The sequence below is a fragment of the Gordonia shandongensis DSM 45094 genome, from assembly GCF_000423025.1.
In the GTDB taxonomy this organism is placed as follows: Bacteria; Actinomycetota; Actinomycetes; order Mycobacteriales; family Mycobacteriaceae; genus Gordonia; species Gordonia shandongensis.
Genome location: NZ_AUHE01000012.1, coordinates 101,876 through 120,190, shown reverse-complemented (window position 1 = coordinate 120,190; position 18,315 = coordinate 101,876). Strand labels below are relative to the sequence as shown.

Below are 18,315 nucleotides of genomic sequence, written 5' to 3'. Positions count from 1 at the left end.
GCCCTGGACCGTCGATTTCGGCGTCGTCGAGTTCTGGGTCGTCGAGCTCTGGGTCGTCGAGCTGGTCGGCGTCGACGACCTCGCCGTCGAGCGCCTGCTCCCGATAGACGAGGCGTCCCACGCGCTGGGCGACGACCGGCGCCGTGATCAACGCGAACAGTCCGGTCAGCACGAGCATGCCGCCGTCCGGGTGACCGTCGAGTTTGATGTACGTCCCCGCCAACACCAGGATCATGCCGAAGGTCTGCGGTTTGGTGGCCGCGTGCATCCGGCTGAGCGTGTCGGGGAATCGGGCGATGCCGATGGCGGAGGTGAACGCCAGCAGCGAGCCGACGACGATGAGTACCGCCGCGATGACGTCGATGGCGCTCATTCGTCGTCCCTCACTCGGAAACGGGCGACCGCGATGGAGCCGAGGAAGCCCACCAGGCTGAGCGCGACGATACCGGGGACCACCGTGGTGTCGGCGGTCCAGGCCACCCACACCGACAGACCGCAGATCGCGATCGCGACCAGGGCGTCGACCCCGACGAGCCGGTCGAGCGTGGTGGGGCCGCGGAGGGTGCGGTAGCCGGTCAGCACCACGGCGGCCAACAGCATCACGGTGCACGACACCCAGACTGCGGTCACGGCTTCTCCCCTCGGTCGGCCGCGTCGGCCACCCGCTGCCGATCGGCGTAGGCGACGTGGTGGTAGTCGTCGTCGATCCCGTGGAAGGGGCTCGGCCGCCATTCGGCGTCGCGTTCGAACGCGCGGATGAACTCCCGCTCCACGAACTCCATCTGCTCGAGGAAATGCTCGAGCTGGCGGCGCTTGTGGATGTCGAAGACGTGGATGTAGAGCATCCGGGTGGGCTGGTCGATCTCGACGACCATGGTGCCGGGCACCAGGTTGATGTAGTCGATGGCCAGCGTCAGCACCAGGTCGGACTTGATCGCCATGTGGACGCGGATCACGACGCCCAGCGGCGGCGGTCCCGGCGTGATCGCCGCCCACGCGACCTGGGCGCTGGAGACGAAGAAGTTCCAGATCATCGTCGCGACGAGCTTCAGGGCGGTCAGCGGATGGAAGCGTCCCTCGACGGGTACGCGGGGCAGGGGGGCCAGCGCCATGACGAGGAAGGCGACGCCGCCGCCGGCGACGATGTTGGCCCACGTGATCTCGCCCCACAGGAGGACCCAGACGAACGTCAACCAGAGGAAACCCCAGATGCGCAGGCCCGCCTCGCGGAGCGATCCGCCGAGCCACGACGGCATCTTCAACCGGTCGTTGACCCACACCCACGCGGTCACCAGCGGCCACGCCACGTGCACGAGCGTCACCCGCCACAGGTTGCCGAAGAATGCGGCGAGGGGCCGCTTGCCGACGGGGGTGGCGTGCGGTGTGTGCGGGAACGGTTTCGTCCCGCGCTGCTGCCCGCTCATCGGATGGCCGCCTCGTCGTCGTGGAGGACGGCCGAGATGTAGTGGCTGCGGTCGAGCACGGTGTCGGCGGCGTCGTCTGTGAACGTGAAGATCTGTCCGCCCCACACGGTGAGGGCCAGTCCGGCGGCGACCATCGCCATCGTGGGGACCACCATCGTGATCGGCATCCGGCCGACGTCCTCGCGCTCGGCGAGCAGGACGTCGGTGCCCTCCTCGATGAGCGCCGACGGGGTGCTCGAGGCCATGCCGCCCTCGGGGGCGTCGGCGCGGGCACGCCAGAACGCCTTGGTCCAGACGCGGGCCATCACGTACAGGGTCAGCAGGCTCGTGACGACGGAGCCGCCGACGAGCACCCACGCCAGAACCGAGCCGTCCTGTGCGCCGGCCTCCAGCAGTGCGACCTTCCCGATGAAACCGGAGAACGGCGGGATGCCGCCCAGGTTGAGGGCCGGAATGAGGAAGAGCCCGGCGAGCAGGGGGCTGGCGATGAGGCCGCCGAGCCGCCGGAGGGACGACGAGCCGGCCTGCCGTTCGATGAGGCCGACGACGAGGAACAGGGTGGTCTGCACGAGGATGTGGTGGGCCACGTAGTAGATCGCCGCCGACGTCGACAGTTCCGAACCGACCGCGATTCCGAAGATCATGTAACCGATGTGACTGACGAGCGTGAACGACAGCAGACGTTTGATGTCGGACTGGGCGATGGCGCCGAAGATGCCGACGAGCATCGTGGCGAGCCCCGCGATCATCAGCACGACGTCCATCGACCCGCCGGGGAACAGCAGCGAGTGGGTCCGGATGAGCGCGTACACGCCGACCTTCGTGAGCAGGCCGGCGAACACCGCGGTCACCGGCGCCGGCGCCGTCGGATAGGAGTCGGGCAGCCACGTCGACAGCGGGAAGACGGCGGCCTTGATGCCGAAGGCGACGAGCAGCACCGCGTACAGGGCGTTGCGTGTCCCGTCGGGGACGTCGTCGAGCCGGACGGCCATCTCGGCGAGGTTGAGGGTTCCGGTGGTCGAGTAGGCGAATGCGATGCCGATCAGGAAGAGCAGCGAGGAGACCATCGAGACCATCACGTACGACGCACCGGCGCGTACGCGTTCGCCGCTGGCGCCGAGGGTGAGCAGCACGAAGCTGGCGGCCAGCAGCACCTCGAAGGAGACGTAGAGGTTGAACAGGTCGCCGGCGAGGAACGAGTTGCACACGCCCGCCGTCAGGATGAGGTAGCTCGGCAGGAAGATCGACACGGGCTGCTCGGTGCTGCCGTCGCGGATGCCCTGGCCGATGGCGTACACGACGACGCACAGCAGCACGATCGTCGAGATGACCAGCATGAGGGCCGAGAGTCGATCGACCACGAGGGTGATGCCCAGCGGGGTGTTCGCGATCCCGCGACCGTCCCAGCCGCCGATGTGGACGGCCATGGTGCCGTAGTGGTCGGTGAGGTAGAGCATCGTCGACGACGCGGCCAGCGCGATGCCGATGGCGAACACCGTGACGTTGCGTTGGAGGCGCGAACTGCGGGCCCGGAGCAGGGTGATCGCGGCACCGAGCAGCGGCGCCAGCGTCGGCAGCACGATCAGCACCGCGATCCACGACGGCTGCGGGCTCAGGTTCTCGAAGGTCATCGGCTCGGTCCTCCCCCGGTCGGTCCCGCCTGCCCGGTTGCTCCGGTGCCGGATGCGTCCCCGTCGGATGCGCCCCCGTCGGATGCGTCCTCGTCGGGCGCCTCCTCGTCGGGCATCTCGTCGTCGACCGGCATCTCGTCGCCGTCGTCGGCGAGATGGTCGATGACGTGAGCGTCCTCGGGCATCAGGTCGGGCTCGATAGCCGCGGCGTGCGCGGCCGCGAACTCCTCGGGAGTCAACGGATTGCCGTGGGAGTCGAACAGGTCGCCCACCACCGTGTCGGCGAACGTCTCCGGGTCGTCGCTCCGGTCGCGGTCGGGCATCGACTCCAGCGAGCCGGTGAGGATCTTGATGTCCTCCTCGTCGTCGCCGAGCTCGTCGTCCGTGGCGATCTCGACGCCCGGCGGCAGCATCGCCTTCTCCTCCTCGGCGGCCTGGTTGATCTTGAACAGGCGGTACGTCAACGCCAGGATGAACGCGGCGATGCCCAGCGTGATGACGATCGCCGTGAGCACCATCCCCTGAGCCAGGGGATCGGTGTCGAAGCCGTGGTCGCCGGAGTCCCGCCCCCGGATCGGCGGATTCCCGGCGGGACCCGAGAGCGTCACGATCAACAGGTTGACGGCGTTGCCCGCCAACAGCAGCCCGAACAGCATCCGGATCAGGCTCCGCTCGGTGAGCAGATAGACGCCCACGGCGGCCATCGCGCCGCACACGATCAGCAGGCCGAGGTTCACCGTCATCCGGACACCTCCTGCCGGCCGGCCTGCGCGGAGACGACGTCGATCTTCTTCTCGTCCGGTTCGCGTTCGTCGACGTCGAGGCGGGCGCCCAGACTCCGCAGGATGTCCAGGACGAGACCGACGACGATGAGGTAGATCCCCAGGTCGAAGAACAGGGCCGTGACGATGTGGATGTCGCCGAAGACGGGCAGTGTCACGTCGATCACGGCCGACGAGAGGGCGGGCGCGCCCAGGGCGAGCGAGGTGGTGGCGGTGCCCGCCGAGACGAGCAGCCCGGTGCCCAGGACGGTGCCGGCCTCGATGGGCATCGCCTCGCCGAGTTCGTATCGGCCGCCGGCGAGATATCGCAGGACCAGGGCGAGCCCCATGACCAGGCCCCCGGCGAAACCGCCGCCGGGAGCGTTGTGGCCGGCGAAGAAGAAGTACGCCGAGAGGACGACCAGCGTCGGGAAGACCAGCCGCGTCGTCGCCTCCAAGACGAGCGACCGTTGCGACGGATCGCGCAGTTCGCTGCCGCGCAGCCACGTGGTGCGACCCAGTGCGATCGGGTCGCCGTTGCGCTCCCGTTCGGCCAGCGCGCGTTCGGTGACGCGGGGGACCAACCCGAACCGACGGTTGCGGAACAGCAGCGAGGCCACGCCGGTGGCGGCCACGATCAACACCGACACCTCGCCGAGGGTGTCCCAGGCGCGGATGTCGACGAGCAGGACGTTGACGGCGTTCTGTCCGGCACCGAACTCGAACGCGGCGTCGCCGAGATACACGTGCAGCGGCTCGGTGGACCGGGCAGCGGCCGCGAACAGGCCGACGACGACCATCATCACGCCGAAGGCGACGGCGACGAGGATTCGCAGCGGCCGGTGACCGGTCTTCTGTTTGGCGGTCGGCTCCGAGGGGAGTTTGCGCAGCACCAGCACGAAGACGACGAGGGTGAGGCTCTCGACGAGGAACTGGGTGAGGGCCAGGTCGGGGGCGCCGTACATCGCGAACAGCGCACCGCAGCCGTAGCCGGTGACGCCGAGCGTGAGGAGGCCGGCGAGACGGTTGCGCAGGATGCCGGTCGCGAGTGCCGCGGCGACCATCACCGTGCCGATCACCAGTTCCTCGGCGGTGTCGAAGCCGGCCAGACGCAGGCTCTGTCGGTTGCCGAGCGCGAGGGCGACCACCGGCAGCGTGACCGCCACGGCGAGGATGACGCCCTGGGTGATCGGCAGCGAGCCGCGCTGCGTGTTCCGGGTGACCCACAGCGACAGTCGGTCGGCCGACCGCAGCGAGGCGTCGTAGATCCGGTCGGCGTTCAGTTTCGGCGGGTGGACGAAGATGTGGGCGCGCACGGCCCGGAGCACGAGGAACAGGATCGATCCGGCGACGACCACGATGATCGAGAACACCACCGGCAGCCCGAAACCGTGCCATTGCGCCAGCGGCTCCACATCGGCGTCGGCCGGCGGCAGCGAGGAGATATACGGCGTGAAGCGGTCCCCGACCCACCCGGCGGTGAACGCGGCGAGGACGCCTGCGGCGGCCAGGACGGCGGGCGGCGCGAGGAACGCGACCGACGGCGCCTGGAGCTGCGCCACCGCGCGGGTCGGCAGTCGGCGGACCTTCCGTCCGAAGGCGCCCCACAGGAAGCGCGTGGTGTAGGCGAACGTGAGGATCGATCCGACGAGCAGGACCAGGTCGACCGTGCGGGCCGCCGCCGGCGACAGGACGCTCGTCTCCCAGAGCCCGCCGAACGCGGTCTCCTTGCCGACGAAACCGAAGGTGAACGGCAGCCCGGCCATGCTGGCACCGGCCACCGCGGCGATCAGCGCGAGACCGGGCAGCCGGTGCCCCAGTCGGGCGAGCTTGCGGACGTCGCGCGTGCCGGTGGAGTGGTCGATGATGCCGACGACCATGAACAGGCACGCCTTGAACATGGCGTGCGCGACGACCATCGCCAGCCCGGCCATCGCGACGGCCGCGTCGCCGACCCCCACCAGGACGGTGATGAATCCGAGCTGGGAGACGGTGCCGAAGGCGAGGATCAGCTTGAGGTCGAGTTCGCGCAGGGAGCGCCATCCACCGAGGATCATGGTTCCCGCGCCGAGCACGATCACCATCACCTGCCAGCTCACCAGCGGTGCGAACGCCGGGGCGAGTCGTGCGACCAGGTACACGCCGGCTTTGACCATCGCCGCGGCATGCAGGTAGGCGCTCACCGGCGTCGGCGCCGCCATGGCGCCGGGGAGCCAGAAGTGGAACGGGACGATGGCCGACTTCGACAGGGCCCCGACGAGGACGAGTATCACCGCGACGTCGACGTACACGCCGCCCGACGGCGGGGACGCCACCAGTTCCGAGAGCAGATACGTGCCGGTGCGTTCGCCGAGCATGACGATGCCGACGAGCATCGCCAGACCGCCGAACGTGGTGACCAGGAGTGCCTGGGTGGCGGCCCGTCGAGAGGTGGCGCGGACCGCGTTGAAACCGACGAGCATGAACGACAGGACGGTCGTGGCCTCCCAGAAGACGTAGAGGACCAGCGTGTTGTCGCTGACGACGAGGCCGAACATGGACCCGGCGAAGGCGACCATCTCGCCGCCGAACACGGCGACGCGGCGACGCATCTCGTCGAAGTAGTTGGCGCAGTAGACCAGGACCAGGGCGCCGATGCCGAGGATCAGGACCGACATGATGGCTGCGAGGGTGTCGAAACGCAGCGTGATGTCCATGTCGAGGCTGGGGATCCAGGTGATCTCCTCGACGCGCGGTCCGTCGGGGTCCGGCCAGTGCGTCAGGACCCACACCAGACCCCCCGCCGGGGCCAGGGCCAGCAGATAGAAGCCGCGCGACCCCACCGTCCTGATGATCGGCGGTGCAATGAGCGCACTGATGAACAGGGCGCTCAATACCAGGATCAAAAGGGCACTCCGACTGTGTCGTGAAGGGTGGGCGGGGTGTCGTGGTGACGTGCTGTCGATCTTTACCTTACCGTTTCCGGTATGAAGCTTCTCCTGCGCATCCTGTCCGCGGTGCTGATCGCCCTGTGTGCGGGCACCGTTCTGGTGGCCTGCGGCGGTGATGACGAACCGTCGCAGGACGGCGTCTCGTTGCCATCGGATTTCCCGTCCGACGACGTCCCGCTGCTCGACGGAACGGTGCAGAGTGCGACCGGTGAATCACCGAAATGGAAGATCGTCGTGCAGGCTCCGGCAGCCGACGGGAACGCGCTGGAGAACGCCATCGCGGCGTTGACGGACGACGGTTTCGACGAGTCGTCGCGCTTCGACGGATCGGCGGCCCGGACCGTCCTGGTCTCCAAGAAGGTCGACGACGGTCACCTCTGGGTGAACGTCGGACTGTCGGCCGATGCCGCCGCGAGCCGGTCGACCGTGATCTACCTGGTCAGCCGCACCGACTGAGCCGTCACACGATCGGTCACGCGTCCTGACCGGGACGGGGCGGCCGACGCAGACCGAGCCGGGCGCTGGACCCCGCGGGGATCACCCGTCGACGATGACCTGCGGCGACGGCCTGTCTGCGGTCCTCGCGGCGCTGCAGCCGACGGTCGCGGGCGGGAGCGTCCCAGTGCTCGGGATGCGCGGCGGCCCAGCGCTGTGTGCGCCATGCGAACGGGATGTGGATCAGGTACGCGGCCACGAGCAGGATCATCAACAGGTACGGGACGGTGAACAGGAGCGCCGCCGCCACCGCGACGACGAACAGCAGACCGGCCAGCGCACTCGGGCGGATCGTGGCCGACTTCATCGACAGCGTCGGGATGCGGCAGACCGCGAGGAATGCCGCGAACAGCAGCCAGCTGCCGATGGCCCACACCGACACCCACCAGCCGTCGCCGAAATGCTGGTGCAGACCCACCGGCAGCAGCGCGATCACCGCGGCCGTCGGCGCCGGCACGCCGACGAAGTAGTCCTTGGTGTACTGCGGTGCCGAATCGTCGTCGAGCAGGGTGTTGAATCGGGCCAGGCGGATGATGATCGCGGTGCAGTAGACCAGGACGAGGACCCAGCCGAAGTCCTGCGCGGAATCGCTCGCCGTGCCCCGGATGAGACTCCAGTAGAGGATCAGCGCGGGAGCGACGCCGAAGTTGACGGCGTCGGCCAGGGAGTCGATCTCCGCACCGATCCTGGTGGTCGCGTCCATCATGCGCGCCACGCGCCCGTCGAGACCGTCGAAGACCGCGGCGAGGACCAGCAGCCCCATCGCCATGTCGATCTGCCCGGCGTCGGCCGACCGGACCGCGGTGAGGCCTGCGCAGATCGCCAGGATCGTCAGCGTCGACGGGACGATCATCCGTCCCGCCCGCGCCGAGCGTCGCGCGGCGCTGTCGGGGCGGCGGCGCGGAGCCGGGGGCGCCAGCCGCCGCAACGACCGCGTGGTCGGATTGCGGTGCGGCCGGTTGCGCGCCATCAGGGGAGCCTCGCCAACACCGTCTCGGCACCGACGGCGCGCTGGCCGAGGGTCACGCGCACATCGCTGCCCGCAGGCAGGTAGAGGTCCACGCGGGACCCGAAGCGGATCAGGCCGTAGGTGTCCCCGAGCGACAACCGGTCGCCGACGACCGGGTCGGTCACGATGCGCCGGGCCAGCAGGCCCGCGATCTGGACCACGCCGATGCGCGGACCGGCTCCGTCGGCACCGGTGGCCAGCGTCATCGCCGTCCGCTCGTTCTCGCTGCTCGCCGCGGGCAGATCGGCCGACAGGAAGGCGCCGGGAGTGTGGGTCACCGACTCGACGCGGCCGGTGATCGGCACACGCTGAACATGGACGTCGAAGACCGACAGGAAGGTGGCGATCCGCTGCATCGGCTCATCGCCGAGACCGAGCTCGGGCAGCGGGACGGCCTCGTCGACGAGGGCGATGGTGCCGTCTGCCGGCGCGACGACGACGCCGTCGTCGGTCGGCGGGACGCGGGAGGGGTGCCGGAAGAACAGCGCCGATGCGCCGGCGAGCGCCCACGCGGGGCGGGCGATCCACGGGTGGCGCCTGCCGAGCAGTGCGGCGGCGGCGGGCGCCGCGACGAACGGGACCCCCGCCGGATGCAGCGGGGGCACCGTCTCGCGGATCAGATCGATGACGTGGCCGAGACCGGCACGGTCGTCGGGGCGGGCGGGACGTCGAGCCACCGGTTCTGCACTCCTAGATCACGCTCGTCCGCGCGCGCGGAGCCCGGACGAAGCTGTCGAATGACTACAGCTTAAACGCCCGACGTGCACGGTGATGACGGGCAGGGCTCAGGAGCCCTGCGCGGCCTGCTTGATCTTGCCGAGGGTCTCGCGGATGCCGACGGCCAGTTCGTCCTCGAAGTTCTTCTCGCCGCCCATGAACTTGTCGACGAGCGTCGAGGACACCTTGGTGGTGGCGCCGCCTGCGGCCGTGCGGCTCTCGGTGAGTCGGACGCCGGTGGCGGTCGGCTCGATCCGGAACGACCACACGGTGCGGTTCTCGGCGATGCGGAAGGCGATCTCGCGGTCGGGTTCGAAGGAGACGACCTTCGACCGCGTCGGCCACACCAGCGGTCCGCGCCGGTTGATGTTGAGAGTGCTGGTCCCGAGCTTCACGTCGCCGCCGAACACGATCATCTTCTTGCACTGCGGGCTCCACTCGCCCATGCGGCGCAGATCGCTGACGATCGCCCACACCTTCTCGGGTGTGGCATCGATCTCGATGGAGTCTTCGATCAGGGGTTCGGCCATGCCTGCTCCGTTCGCTCGCCGGCCGCCGGGGTGCGGCGCGTGTTGCCGGTCACCCTAGTACACGCCCGCGGCGCCGCCGAGGGCCGCGGCGGTGAACAGACCGATGGCGACGAAGACCACGGCGTTGAGCCACGCGGCCCGCGAGTGGTCGGTTTCGGCGTCGAGCAGGATCGCGCCGAGACGGCCCGGGGTCAGCCAGTCGATGAGGACGAACGAGAACACCTGAAGGGCGATGGTGACCACGCCGTAACCGGCGGTGAACAGCACTCCGCGCCACAGATCGAACGCCGTCGACGCGCCGATCGCGGCCGCGAGGGCGACGGTCAGTCCCGACGCCTGGGCCACCGCGAGGATCACCGCCGACCGGTTGTGCTCCACCCACGCCTTGGTCCGCAGACTGCCCGGCGTGATCGCGTCGAGGGCGGCGAAACCCGCGATCAGCACCGCCACGGACAGCAGGCCGTACGAGGTGATGTCGGCCAGGCCGTCACGGAACGTCTCGAGGGGATTCATGCGATCAGCCGACCGTCAGCATGTCGTGGTCGCCGACGACGTCCGCGAGTCGCCGCAGGTGCGCGTCCGCGCCGCCGAGCAGGTGGGTGATGGCCGTCAGCCGACTCAGATAGTGGCCGACCGGGTACTCGGCGGTCATGCCGATCCCGCCGTGCATCTGCACCGCCTCCTGTCCGATGTGCCTGCCCGAGCGGCAGATCTGCAGCGCCGTGCGTGACGCCTGCAGCGGGTCGACGCGCCCCTCGGCCAGCGCCGCGGTGAGGTACAGGCTCATGCTCGACGCGAGTTCGGCCGACACGTACATGTCGGCGGCCCGGTGCGTGAGCGCCTGGAACGTCGACAGCGTGACGCCGAACTGCCTGCGGGTGGTGAGATAGCCGGTGGTGAGGGAGAGCGCGGCCCGCATCGCGCCGACCGCCTCGGCGCACAGGGCGGCCTGCCAGATGACCTCCACCTCCGCGATCACGTCGCGGGCGTCGCCGGATCCGAGGCGCTCGGCGGGGGCGCCCTCGAACACGATCGTCGCACCGCGCCGCCGGTCGTGGGTGCGGTAGCCGGTCCGTGTGACGCCGTCGGCCGCCGCGTCCACCAGATACAGGCCGACCGTGCCCGCGGTGTCACGAGCCGAGACGATCAGAGTGTCGGCGCAGTCCCCGTGGCCGACGAGCGACTTGGTCCCGGTGAGAGTGCCGTCGGCGACGGTGGCCACGGCGTGCGACGGCCAGCGGTCGCCGTGCTCGTGGTGGGCGAACGCCGCCAGGCGCTCACCGGCGGCGAGCGCGCCGACGAGTTCGGCGCGCACGTCCGCGTCCGCGGCACGACTCACCAGCAGACCGGGGACGATCGCCGAGTCGAGGAGCGGTTCGGGGGCCAGCGTCGCGCCGACCTCGCCCATCACCGCGGCCAGCTCCTCGGGGCCCGCACCGGTCCCGCCGTCGGCCTCGTCGAACACCAGGCCGGTCACCCCGATCTCGGCCAGTGACCGCCAGACGTCGGTGCTCCACCCGCGCTCGGTGTCGGTCACCGCGCGGAGAGTCTCGATGTCGTAGGTCTTGCTCAGCAGGTCGCGCACGGTGTCGCGCAGCATGACCTGCTCGTCGGAGAGGGTGAGATCCATGGTGGTTCCTGTTCGCAGAGGGGCTGGTCTCAGGGGGCTGTTCTCAGGGGGACTGGTCGGGTGTCGTCGGCGCTACAGCCCGAGCACGGCCTTGTCGATGATCTGACGCTGCACTTCCGACGAGCCGCCGTAGATCGTGACCTTGCGGTAGTTGAGGTACTCGGGCACGGTGAGCTGCGCCCACTGCGGGCTCGGGACGTCCGCGGTCCCGTTGTCGCCGCCCGCCGACGGCGCGACGGGCAGCGAGTCGGCGCCGGCGATGTCGGCCAGCAGTTCGGTGGCCTGCTGCTGCAACTCCGATCCGCGGAGCTTGAGCAGCGACGACGCCGGGTTGGGGCGGCCGTCGGCCGACGCCGCCACCACCGACAGCTGGGTGACCTCCAGCGCCAGCAGATCGTTCTCGAGCTGCGCCAACCGTGCCGCGAACAGCGGGTCGTCGAGCAGGGTCCCGTCGGCCGTCGGCGTCTCGCGCGCCAGCCGTTTGGCGCGGGCCACCCGGGTCTTGGTCCAGCCGACCCGGGCGATGCCCGACCGCTCGTTGCCCAACAGGAACTTGGCGATCGTCCAACCGATGTTCTCCTCGCCGACCATGTTCTCGGCGGGGACGCGGACGTCGGAGAAGAACACCTCGTTGACCTCGTAGCCGCCGTCGATGAGCTGGATCGGTCGGATCTCGACGCCGGGGGTGTCCATCGGGAACAGCAGGAAGCTGATGCCGGCCTGCTTCTTCACGTCCGGATCGGTGCGCACCAGGGCGAAGATCCAGTCCGCGTACTGGCCGAGGGTCGTCCAGGTCTTCTGTCCGTTGACGATCCAGTGATCGCCGTCGCGGACGGCGCGTGTCTTGAGCGAGGCGAGATCCGAGCCGGCCTCCGGCTCCGAGAACCCCTGACACCACCAGATGTCGAGGTTCGCCGTGGCGGGCAGGAACCGCTCCTGCTGCTCGGGCGTCCCGAAGGCGGCGATCACCGGTCCCACCATGCCCGCGTTGAACGGCAGCAGGTCGGGCACGAAGTTGAGCGACATCTCCTCGCGCCAGATGTGATGCTGGATGGGCGTCCAGTCGCGACCGCCGTGCTCGGTCGGCCAGTGCGGGACGGCGTATCCGCCGCGGTTCAGGGCCCGCGTGGTCGTGACGATGTCGTCGGGGTAGCGCAGGGCCCCGGCCTCGGCGCGTTCGCGGACATCGGCGGGGACCTCGGTGGTGAAGTACGTGCGGAGCTCCCGACGGAACGCTTCCTCATCCTCGGTGAATCGCAGCTGCATACCCGTAGTCTTACCCGTTCGACGCGTGCGGCGTGATGCGAGCGCCGGATTCGACGTCTGGTGATGTCGGTTACGCTGGCCGAATGGAACGCGTACACGCATTCGGCGATGATCTGCTCGGCGACCTCGACGCGGTGGGGGTCGCCGACGCCATCGCGTCGGGCGACATCTCGGCGGCCGAGGCGATGGCCGCGGCGCTCGACCGGATCGACGCGGTGGAACCCCGGCTGGCGGCCGTGGCCTACGACGACCGGGAGCGGGCCGTGGCCCGCGCGGAGGCGGGCGACTTCGTCGGCGCCCTCGCCGGGGTGCCGTCGATCATCAAGAACAACACCGACTTCGCCGGCATCCCGACTCGCCACGGTTCGGCGGCGGCCCCCGACCTGCCCGCCTCGGCGAACGACCCGGTGGCCGTGGAGTTCGTCGGCACGGGAGTCAATGTGATGGGGGCGTCGTCGATGCCGCCGTTCGGGCTCACCGCCACCACCGAGTTCGTGGATCGACCGCCGACCCGCAATCCGTGGAACACCGACTACTCGTGCGGGGCGTCGTCGGGCGGGTCCGCGGCGCTCGTGGCCGCCGGGGCGTTGCCGATCGCCCACGCGAACGACGGCGGCGGGTCGATCCGCATCCCGGCGGCGGCGTGCGGACTCGTCGGACTCAAACCGACGCGCGGACGGGTGGCGAAGTCTCCGCAGATGAAGGGGCTGCCCATCGACCTCATCAGCAACGGCGTGGTGAGCCGGTCGGTTCGCGACACCGCGGTGTACTTCGCGGACCTGGAACGGCAGCGCGATGTGGCCGACCTGCCGCCGATCGGTCTCGTGGAGGGGCCGAGCGATCGGCGTCTGCACATCGCGCTGATCAACACGACTGTCACCGGACGGCTGCTCGACGACGACACCCAGCGCGAACTCATGGCCGCGGTCGAGCTGCTCGAGTCGCTGGGGCACCGGGTGAGCACGATCCCGATCCCCATCGAACGCAATTACATCGACCAGTTCACCGACTACTGGGCACTGCTCGCCTTCGGTCTCGACCACTTCGGGTCGCGGACGGTGGGGAAGGGCTTCGACTCCTCGCGACTGGATCCCTTCACCAAGGGGCTGTCGTCGTCGTTCCTCAAACACGCGTGGCGGGTGCCGTGGTCGATCCGGGGACTGCGTCGGGCGACCGCCTCGTTCCGCGCGGTGTTCGACCGGTACGACGCGGTGCTGTCGCCGACACTCGGTCACGCGGTGCCGGAGATCGGCTACCTGGCCCCCGACGGGGACTTCCGCGAGGTGCTGCACCGGCTGGTGGACTATGTGGCGTTCACCCCGGCCAACAACACGGCGGGCGGTCCGGCGATCACCCTGCCGCTGGGTCGCAGCGAGAACGGTCTGCCGCTGGGCATCCACTTCTCCACCGACCTCGGAGACGAGCGGACCCTGCTGGAGCTGGCCTTCGAACTGGAGGCCGCCGCCCCGTTCGCGCGGATCCAGGCATGACGAACCAGGCATGACGAACGTCCCCCTCAGGGTCAGCCGAGGACATGGTGTCCGCGGTGACCGCTGAGGGGGACGTTTCCCGTCGAGCAGGTCCTCGACCGCTGGGGTGAATCAGTGGGCGACGGCCTTCTCTGCGCCCACCCCGGTGAGCGACCGGACCTCCATCTCGGCGTTCTTCGGCGCATTGCCGGGGTCACGCGAGGTGAGCGTTCCGATGATGCCGAGGACGAACCCCAGCGGAATCGAGATGATGCCGGGGTTCGACAGCGGGAACCAGGAGAAGTCGGAACCGGGGATCATCGAGGTCGGCGAACCGGAGACGGCGGGCGAGAAGACGATGAGCACGATGGTCGAGGTGAGGCCGCCGTACATGCTCCACAGTGCGCCGCGGGTGTTGAACCGCCGCCAGTACAGCGAGTACACGATGGTCGGCAGGTTGGCCGAGGCGGCGACCGCGAAGGCCAGCGCCACCAGGAAGGCGATGTTCTGACCGTTGGCGAGGATGCCGAGCACGATGCTCACCACGCCGAGCACGACCACGGTGATGCGGGAGACTCGGACCTGGTCGGACTCGGAGCATCGGCCGCGCTTGATGACGCTGGCGTAGATGTCGTGCGCGAACGACGCCGATGCGGTGATCGCCAGACCGGCGACGACCGCGAGGATCGTCGCGAACGCGACCGCCGAGACGATGCCGAGCATCACCGTGCCGCCGAGCTCGAAGGCGAGCAGCGGTGCGGCGGCGTTCTCCTTGCCGGCGGCGCTCATGACGCGGTCGGGGCCGACCAGTGCGGCCGCGCCGTAGCCCAGGATCAGCGTGATCAGGTAGAAGCCGCCGATGAGGGCGATGGCCCAGACCACCGACCGGCGTGCCTCCTTGGCGGTGGGAACGGTGTAGAAACGCATCAGCACGTGCGGCAGACCCGCGGTGCCCAGCACCAGCGCCAGACCCAGTGACAGGAAGTTGAGCTGAGACTGGAACGACCCGCCGTACTGTGCGCCGGGTTTGAGGACATCGCGTCCGGCGCCGGTCTCCGAGCCGGAGATCATGCTCTGTGCGTCGCCGAGGATCGACGAGACGTTGAGGCCGAACTTCGCCAAGACCATGACGGTCATGATCGCGGCGCCCGCGATGAGCAGCACTGCCTTGATGATCTGCACCCAGGTGGTGCCCTTCATTCCGCCGATGAGGACGTAGACGATCATCAGGACGCCGACGACGGCGATCACGATCGACTGGCCGGTGCGGTCCTCGATGTCGAGCAGGAGTGCGACCAGGCCGCCCGCGCCGGCCATCTGCGCGAGCAGATAGAACAGGGAGACGACGAGCGTCGAGAGGGCGGCCGCCATGCGGACGGGCCGCTCCTTGAGGCGGAAGCTCAGGACGTCGGCCATCGTGAACTTCCCGGTGTTGCGCAGCAGTTCGGCGACGAGCAGGAGTGCGACGAGCCAGGCGACGAGGAATCCGATGGAGTACAGGAAGCCGTCGTAGCCGTAGACGGCGATCGCGCCGGCGATGCCGAGGAAGCTCGCCGCCGACAGGTAGTCGCCGGCGATGGCGATGCCGTTCTGCGGGCCGGAGAATCCGCCGCCCGCGGTGAAGAATTCGGATGCGGAGGCATTGCGTCGGCTCGCGCGGATGACGACGAAGAGTGTCACGCCGACGAAGGCGACGAAGATGCCGATGTTGACCAGGGGGCTGCCGACGGTCGAGGCGTCGGCCAGGACGCGGTTCATCGGGCGACCTCCTGTCCGGAGCGGTAGACGCCGGCGGTGAAGTTGTCGCGGATCTGCTGGGCCTGCGGATCGAGGTCGCGATTCGCGAACCGGACGTAGGCGAACGTGATGCCGAAGGTCGTCACGAACTGGGCGAGGCCGAGGATCAGGCCGATGTTGATGTTGCCCCAGACCGGGGTCCCCATGAAGTCGTGCGCGAACGCTCCGAGCAGGACGTAGACGGCGTACCAGATGAGGAAGAACGCGGTCATCGGGAACACGAACCGGCGCAGTGTGCGGCGGAGGTTCGCGTATTCGGGGCTCGCCTGGGCGGCGACGAATTCGTCGGGTGTCGGGGCGGCGGGGCCGGACGCGTCCGGTGCCGGGGCTTCGAGAGTCACGATCACTCCTCGGTGTGGGGCGGCTGGGGGTGTCGGGGCAGACGGGTGAGTCGGCGCAGACGGGGGAATCGGGGATGGGAGGGGACGTCTCGAGCATGGTCGAGATGCAGATCACAGTGAAGTGCAAGTGTGAGGTGAGCGACGAAGTCCGCGGCGTGTGCGACGAGCGGTCGGTGACGGTGGACGAACGGTGGGCGCCGGGGCGTCCTACGGGGTCCGTTCGACGCCGAGACCGAGCCGTTCGGGCACGTGCATCCGCGCGAAGATCGCGGCGATGCCGGGCGGTGTCTGCGATCGCGTGGCGAGGCTGACCAGGATCATGGTCGCGAACGTCAGCGGGACGGTCACCGCGGCGGGGTATCCGGTCAGAACCGACGGCCAGCCGCCGGCGGCGTCCTCGGGGATCAGACCGCTCACCGAGCACCCGACCGCGACCGCCGATCCGGCGGCGCCGACGGCGAGCCCGGCGACCGCTCCGGCGGCGGTGAGTCCACGCCACCAGATGCCGAGGACGAGCAGCGGACACAGTGTCGAGGCCGACACCGCGAACACCAGGCCGACCGATTTGGAGAGTTCGAGGGAGCCCGCACCGAGGGCGATGCCGACCGGGATGAGGCCGCCGATGACGGCGCAGATGCGGAAGCTGCGGACGCCGGCCGGCATGAGGTCGGTGGACATGACGCCGGCGATGCTGACCAGCAGGCCGGACGAGGTCGCGAGGAAGGCTGCCATCGCCCCGGCGGCGACCAGCGCGGACAGGGCCACGGCGAGGGCGCCCGAGGTGCCGGCGGCGGGCAGCAGCAGGACGGCGGCGTCGGCGGTCCCGGTGGCGAGGACCTGCGGTGCCCAGGCGCGGGCCAGCGCCCCGAGGATCGTGGGGAACAGGTAGAAGACGGCCAGAGCCGCGATCACGTTGAGGGCGGTGCGTCGCGCGGCCCGCCCGTCGGGGTTGGTGTAGAAGCGCACCAGGACGTGGGGCAGTCCCATCGCGCCGAGGAAGGTCGCGATGATGAGGGAGAGCACCTGGAACAGCGGGTGGCCGCCGCCGAGGCCGCCGCCGGACGCCATCCAGGCCTCGCCGGTCTGCGGTGCGTTGGCGACCACCGGGGTCGCGGCGCCCGCCGCGAGATCGATCTGCGCGCCGCGGTCGAGGCGGTGCGTCCCGACGGCCAGCGGGACGTCGTCGACGTCGGTCCCGTCGAGTGTTCCGGTGGCGCGGACCCCGGCGGGGTCGGTGACGACGACGTCGACGGGGGTGTCGATGCGCACCGTCGTCTCGGTGGTGACGCGCGGCGGCAGGGGGTCGCCGAGGTTCTGCGGGTTGTTGATGAACACCGCGGTCAGCACCAGGGCGGGGATCGCGACGGCGGTGAGTTTGAGCCAGTATTGGACGGCTTGGGCGAAGGTCACCGACCGCATTCCGGCGCCGACGACGGATCCGATGACGAGGAGGCCGGTGGCGGTGACACCGACCCACGGCGGAATGTGCAGGAGGATTCGGAGGGTCAGGCCCGCGCCCTGGAGCTGGGGGACGAGGTACAGCACGCAGATGACGATGACCACGAGCATCGCGGCCTGTCGGGCCCGCCGGGAGGAGAGTCGGAACTCGGCGAAGTCGGGCACCGTGTAGGCGCCGGAGCGGCGCAGGGGTGCGGCGACGAACAGCAGCAGCGACAGGTAGCCGGCGGTGAACCCGATCGGATACCAGAGGGCGTCGGCACCGTACTTCGCGACCAGTCCGGCCACGCCGAGGAAGCTGGCCGCCGACAGGTACTCGCCGGCGATCGCGGCGGCGTTCCAGCCGGCACCGATGCTGCGGGAGGCGACGAGGAAGTCGGAGGTGGAGCGCGAACCGCGGCCGCCGTAGGCGCCGACGGCGACGGTGCCGAACGCCGCCAGCAGCACCGCTGTGAGGGTGGCGGTGAACGGGCTCATCGGGCGCTGCCGTCTGTGGTGTCCCCGTCTGTGGTGTCCCTGTCTGTGGTGTCCCCGTCTGTGGTGTCAGGGGTGTCGCTGTCGACGAGTCGGATGAAGTCGTTCTCGGCCTGTTCGGCGAGCCGGATGTAGAGGCGACCGGCCAGGTACAGCAGCGGGAGCGGCGCAAGTCCCAGGATCACCCAGTTAAGCGGAAGCCCCGCGATCTCGGCGGTGGTGAAGGGGTCGACGGTGGCGCCGATGATCGGCACGGCCACGAAGACGGCGAGCACGGCGGCACCCAGCCGCAGCGACAGGGCGAGCTGGGCGCGGACCAGACCGCGTACCAGGTGTTCGCCGATGCCGGTCTGTTCGGCGACCTCCACGCGGGTGCGGACCAT

At 69.7% G+C, this 18,315-nt stretch carries 17 protein-coding genes and 1 pseudogene; 2 read left to right on the top strand and 16 right to left on the bottom strand.

What is annotated here, in order from left to right; all coding sequences use genetic code 11:
* Nucleotides 1-58: 58 nt before the first annotated feature.
* The 6 genes and pseudogenes from mnhG to G528_RS17330 all read right to left on the bottom strand — a co-directional run.
* Nucleotides 59-373, bottom strand: a pseudogene (gene mnhG / locus G528_RS17340) (monovalent cation/H(+) antiporter subunit G); the annotation flags it as partial.
* Nucleotides 370-630 (bottom strand): monovalent cation/H+ antiporter complex subunit F, encoded by a 261-nt coding sequence (locus G528_RS0111655; protein WP_026919124.1) that lies wholly within the window; start codon nt 628-630, stop codon nt 370-372. The gene G528_RS0111655 and the pseudogene mnhG, both read right to left, overlap by 4 nt.
* Nucleotides 627-1,424 carry a Na+/H+ antiporter subunit E gene (locus tag G528_RS0111650; RefSeq protein WP_026919123.1) on the bottom strand — a complete coding sequence of 266 codons (798 nt, stop codon included), beginning with the start codon at nt 1,422-1,424 and terminating at the stop codon, nt 627-629. The genes G528_RS0111655 and G528_RS0111650 overlap by 4 nt, the downstream gene beginning before the upstream one ends.
* Nucleotides 1,421-3,040: a Na+/H+ antiporter subunit D gene (locus G528_RS0111645; protein ID WP_026919122.1), complete on the bottom strand. Its 1,620-nt coding sequence runs from the start codon at nt 3,038-3,040 to the stop codon at nt 1,421-1,423. Before G528_RS0111645 ends, G528_RS0111650 begins: the two co-directional genes overlap by 4 nt.
* A gap of 11 nt (nt 3,041-3,051) precedes the next feature.
* Nucleotides 3,052-3,798: a Na(+)/H(+) antiporter subunit C gene (locus tag G528_RS17335; RefSeq protein ID WP_084638170.1), complete on the bottom strand. Its 747-nt coding sequence runs from the start codon at nt 3,796-3,798 to the stop codon at nt 3,052-3,054.
* Nucleotides 3,795-6,701 (bottom strand): Na+/H+ antiporter subunit A, encoded by a 2,907-nt coding sequence (locus tag G528_RS17330; protein ID WP_051198729.1) that lies wholly within the window; start codon nt 6,699-6,701, stop codon nt 3,795-3,797. The genes G528_RS17335 and G528_RS17330 overlap by 4 nt, the downstream gene beginning before the upstream one ends.
* An 81-nt stretch (nt 6,702-6,782) precedes the next feature.
* Here G528_RS17330 and G528_RS0111630 point away from each other — a divergent pair, with 81 nt between their 5' ends.
* Nucleotides 6,783-7,202 carry a hypothetical protein gene (locus tag G528_RS0111630; RefSeq protein ID WP_026919121.1) on the top strand — a complete coding sequence of 140 codons (420 nt, stop codon included), beginning with the start codon at nt 6,783-6,785 and terminating at the stop codon, nt 7,200-7,202.
* Nucleotides 7,203-7,218: 16 nt separating this feature from the next.
* Here G528_RS0111630 and G528_RS0111625 read toward each other — a convergent pair whose 3' ends face one another.
* From G528_RS0111625 to G528_RS0111600, 6 genes are all read right to left on the bottom strand, one after another.
* Nucleotides 7,219-8,211: a CDP-alcohol phosphatidyltransferase family protein gene (locus G528_RS0111625; RefSeq protein ID WP_026919120.1), complete on the bottom strand. Its 993-nt coding sequence runs from the start codon at nt 8,209-8,211 to the stop codon at nt 7,219-7,221.
* Nucleotides 8,211-8,927, bottom strand: coding sequence for a phosphatidylserine decarboxylase (locus tag G528_RS0111620; RefSeq protein WP_026919119.1), 717 nt, complete (start codon nt 8,925-8,927; stop codon nt 8,211-8,213). Before G528_RS0111620 ends, G528_RS0111625 begins: the two co-directional genes overlap by 1 nt.
* A 108-nt stretch (nt 8,928-9,035) precedes the next feature.
* Nucleotides 9,036-9,497, bottom strand: a complete 462-nt coding sequence (locus G528_RS0111615) for an SRPBCC family protein (protein WP_026919118.1) — start codon at nt 9,495-9,497, stop codon at nt 9,036-9,038.
* Nucleotides 9,498-9,551: 54 nt separating this feature from the next.
* On the bottom strand, nt 9,552-10,010 hold the full coding sequence (locus G528_RS0111610) for a DUF350 domain-containing protein (RefSeq protein WP_026919117.1): 459 nt from the start codon (nt 10,008-10,010) through the stop codon (nt 9,552-9,554).
* A 4-nt stretch (nt 10,011-10,014) separates the two neighbouring features.
* The gene (locus G528_RS0111605) at nt 10,015-11,127 is read right to left on the bottom strand and encodes an acyl-CoA dehydrogenase family protein (protein ID WP_026919116.1); all 1,113 of its coding nucleotides are present in this window, start codon (nt 11,125-11,127) and stop codon (nt 10,015-10,017) included.
* Nucleotides 11,128-11,199: 72 nt separating this feature from the next.
* Entirely contained in the window at nt 11,200-12,393 is a 1,194-nt protein-coding gene (locus G528_RS0111600) for an acyl-CoA dehydrogenase family protein (protein WP_026919115.1), read from the bottom strand.
* Nucleotides 12,394-12,476: 83 nt separating this feature from the next.
* Between G528_RS0111600 and G528_RS0111595 the strand changes: the two genes are divergently transcribed.
* A complete protein-coding gene (locus tag G528_RS0111595; protein WP_026919114.1) occupies nt 12,477-13,883 on the top strand; it encodes an amidase in 1,407 nt (468 codons plus the stop codon).
* A gap of 111 nt (nt 13,884-13,994) precedes the next feature.
* On the opposite strand, the gene G528_RS0111590 is transcribed toward G528_RS0111595, so the two are convergent.
* From G528_RS0111590 to G528_RS17325, 4 genes are all read right to left on the bottom strand, one after another.
* Complete coding sequence (locus tag G528_RS0111590) at nt 13,995-15,620, bottom strand: solute symporter family protein (protein ID WP_026919113.1); 1,626 nt, start codon at nt 15,618-15,620, stop codon at nt 13,995-13,997.
* Nucleotides 15,617-16,003 carry a DUF485 domain-containing protein gene (locus G528_RS0111585; protein WP_051198741.1) on the bottom strand — a complete coding sequence of 129 codons (387 nt, stop codon included), beginning with the start codon at nt 16,001-16,003 and terminating at the stop codon, nt 15,617-15,619. The genes G528_RS0111590 and G528_RS0111585 overlap by 4 nt, the downstream gene beginning before the upstream one ends.
* 204 nt (nt 16,004-16,207) lie before the next feature.
* Entirely contained in the window at nt 16,208-17,935 is a 1,728-nt protein-coding gene (locus G528_RS0111580; RefSeq protein WP_026919111.1) for a sodium/solute symporter, read from the bottom strand.
* On the bottom strand, nt 17,932-18,315 hold the full coding sequence (locus G528_RS17325) for a hypothetical protein (RefSeq protein WP_245569752.1): 384 nt from the start codon (nt 18,313-18,315) through the stop codon (nt 17,932-17,934). The genes G528_RS0111580 and G528_RS17325 overlap by 4 nt, the downstream gene beginning before the upstream one ends.

Bases quoted from the DNA above. Each gene is read 5' to 3' on its own strand.
- G528_RS0111650 (WP_026919123.1), bottom strand. From the start codon at position 1,424: ATGAGCGGGCAGCAGCGCGGGACGAAACCGTTCCCGCACACACCGCAC.
- G528_RS17335 (WP_084638170.1), bottom strand. From the start codon at position 3,798: ATGACGGTGAACCTCGGCCTGCTGATCGTGTGCGGCGCGATGGCCGCC.
- G528_RS0111630 (WP_026919121.1), top strand. From the start codon at position 6,783: ATGAAGCTTCTCCTGCGCATCCTGTCCGCGGTGCTGATCGCCCTGTGT.
- G528_RS0111625 (WP_026919120.1), bottom strand. From the start codon at position 8,211: ATGGCGCGCAACCGGCCGCACCGCAATCCGACCACGCGGTCGTTGCGG.
- G528_RS0111615 (WP_026919118.1), bottom strand. From the start codon at position 9,497: ATGGCCGAACCCCTGATCGAAGACTCCATCGAGATCGATGCCACACCC.
- G528_RS0111610 (WP_026919117.1), bottom strand. From the start codon at position 10,010: ATGAATCCCCTCGAGACGTTCCGTGACGGCCTGGCCGACATCACCTCG.
- G528_RS0111605 (WP_026919116.1), bottom strand. From the start codon at position 11,127: ATGGATCTCACCCTCTCCGACGAGCAGGTCATGCTGCGCGACACCGTG.
- G528_RS0111600 (WP_026919115.1), bottom strand. From the start codon at position 12,393: ATGCAGCTGCGATTCACCGAGGATGAGGAAGCGTTCCGTCGGGAGCTC.
- G528_RS0111595 (WP_026919114.1), top strand. From the start codon at position 12,477: ATGGAACGCGTACACGCATTCGGCGATGATCTGCTCGGCGACCTCGAC.
- G528_RS0111590 (WP_026919113.1), bottom strand. From the start codon at position 15,620: ATGAACCGCGTCCTGGCCGACGCCTCGACCGTCGGCAGCCCCCTGGTC.
- G528_RS0111580 (WP_026919111.1), bottom strand. From the start codon at position 17,935: ATGAGCCCGTTCACCGCCACCCTCACAGCGGTGCTGCTGGCGGCGTTC.
- G528_RS17325 (WP_245569752.1), bottom strand. From the start codon at position 18,315: ATGGTCCGCACCCGCGTGGAGGTCGCCGAACAGACCGGCATCGGCGAA.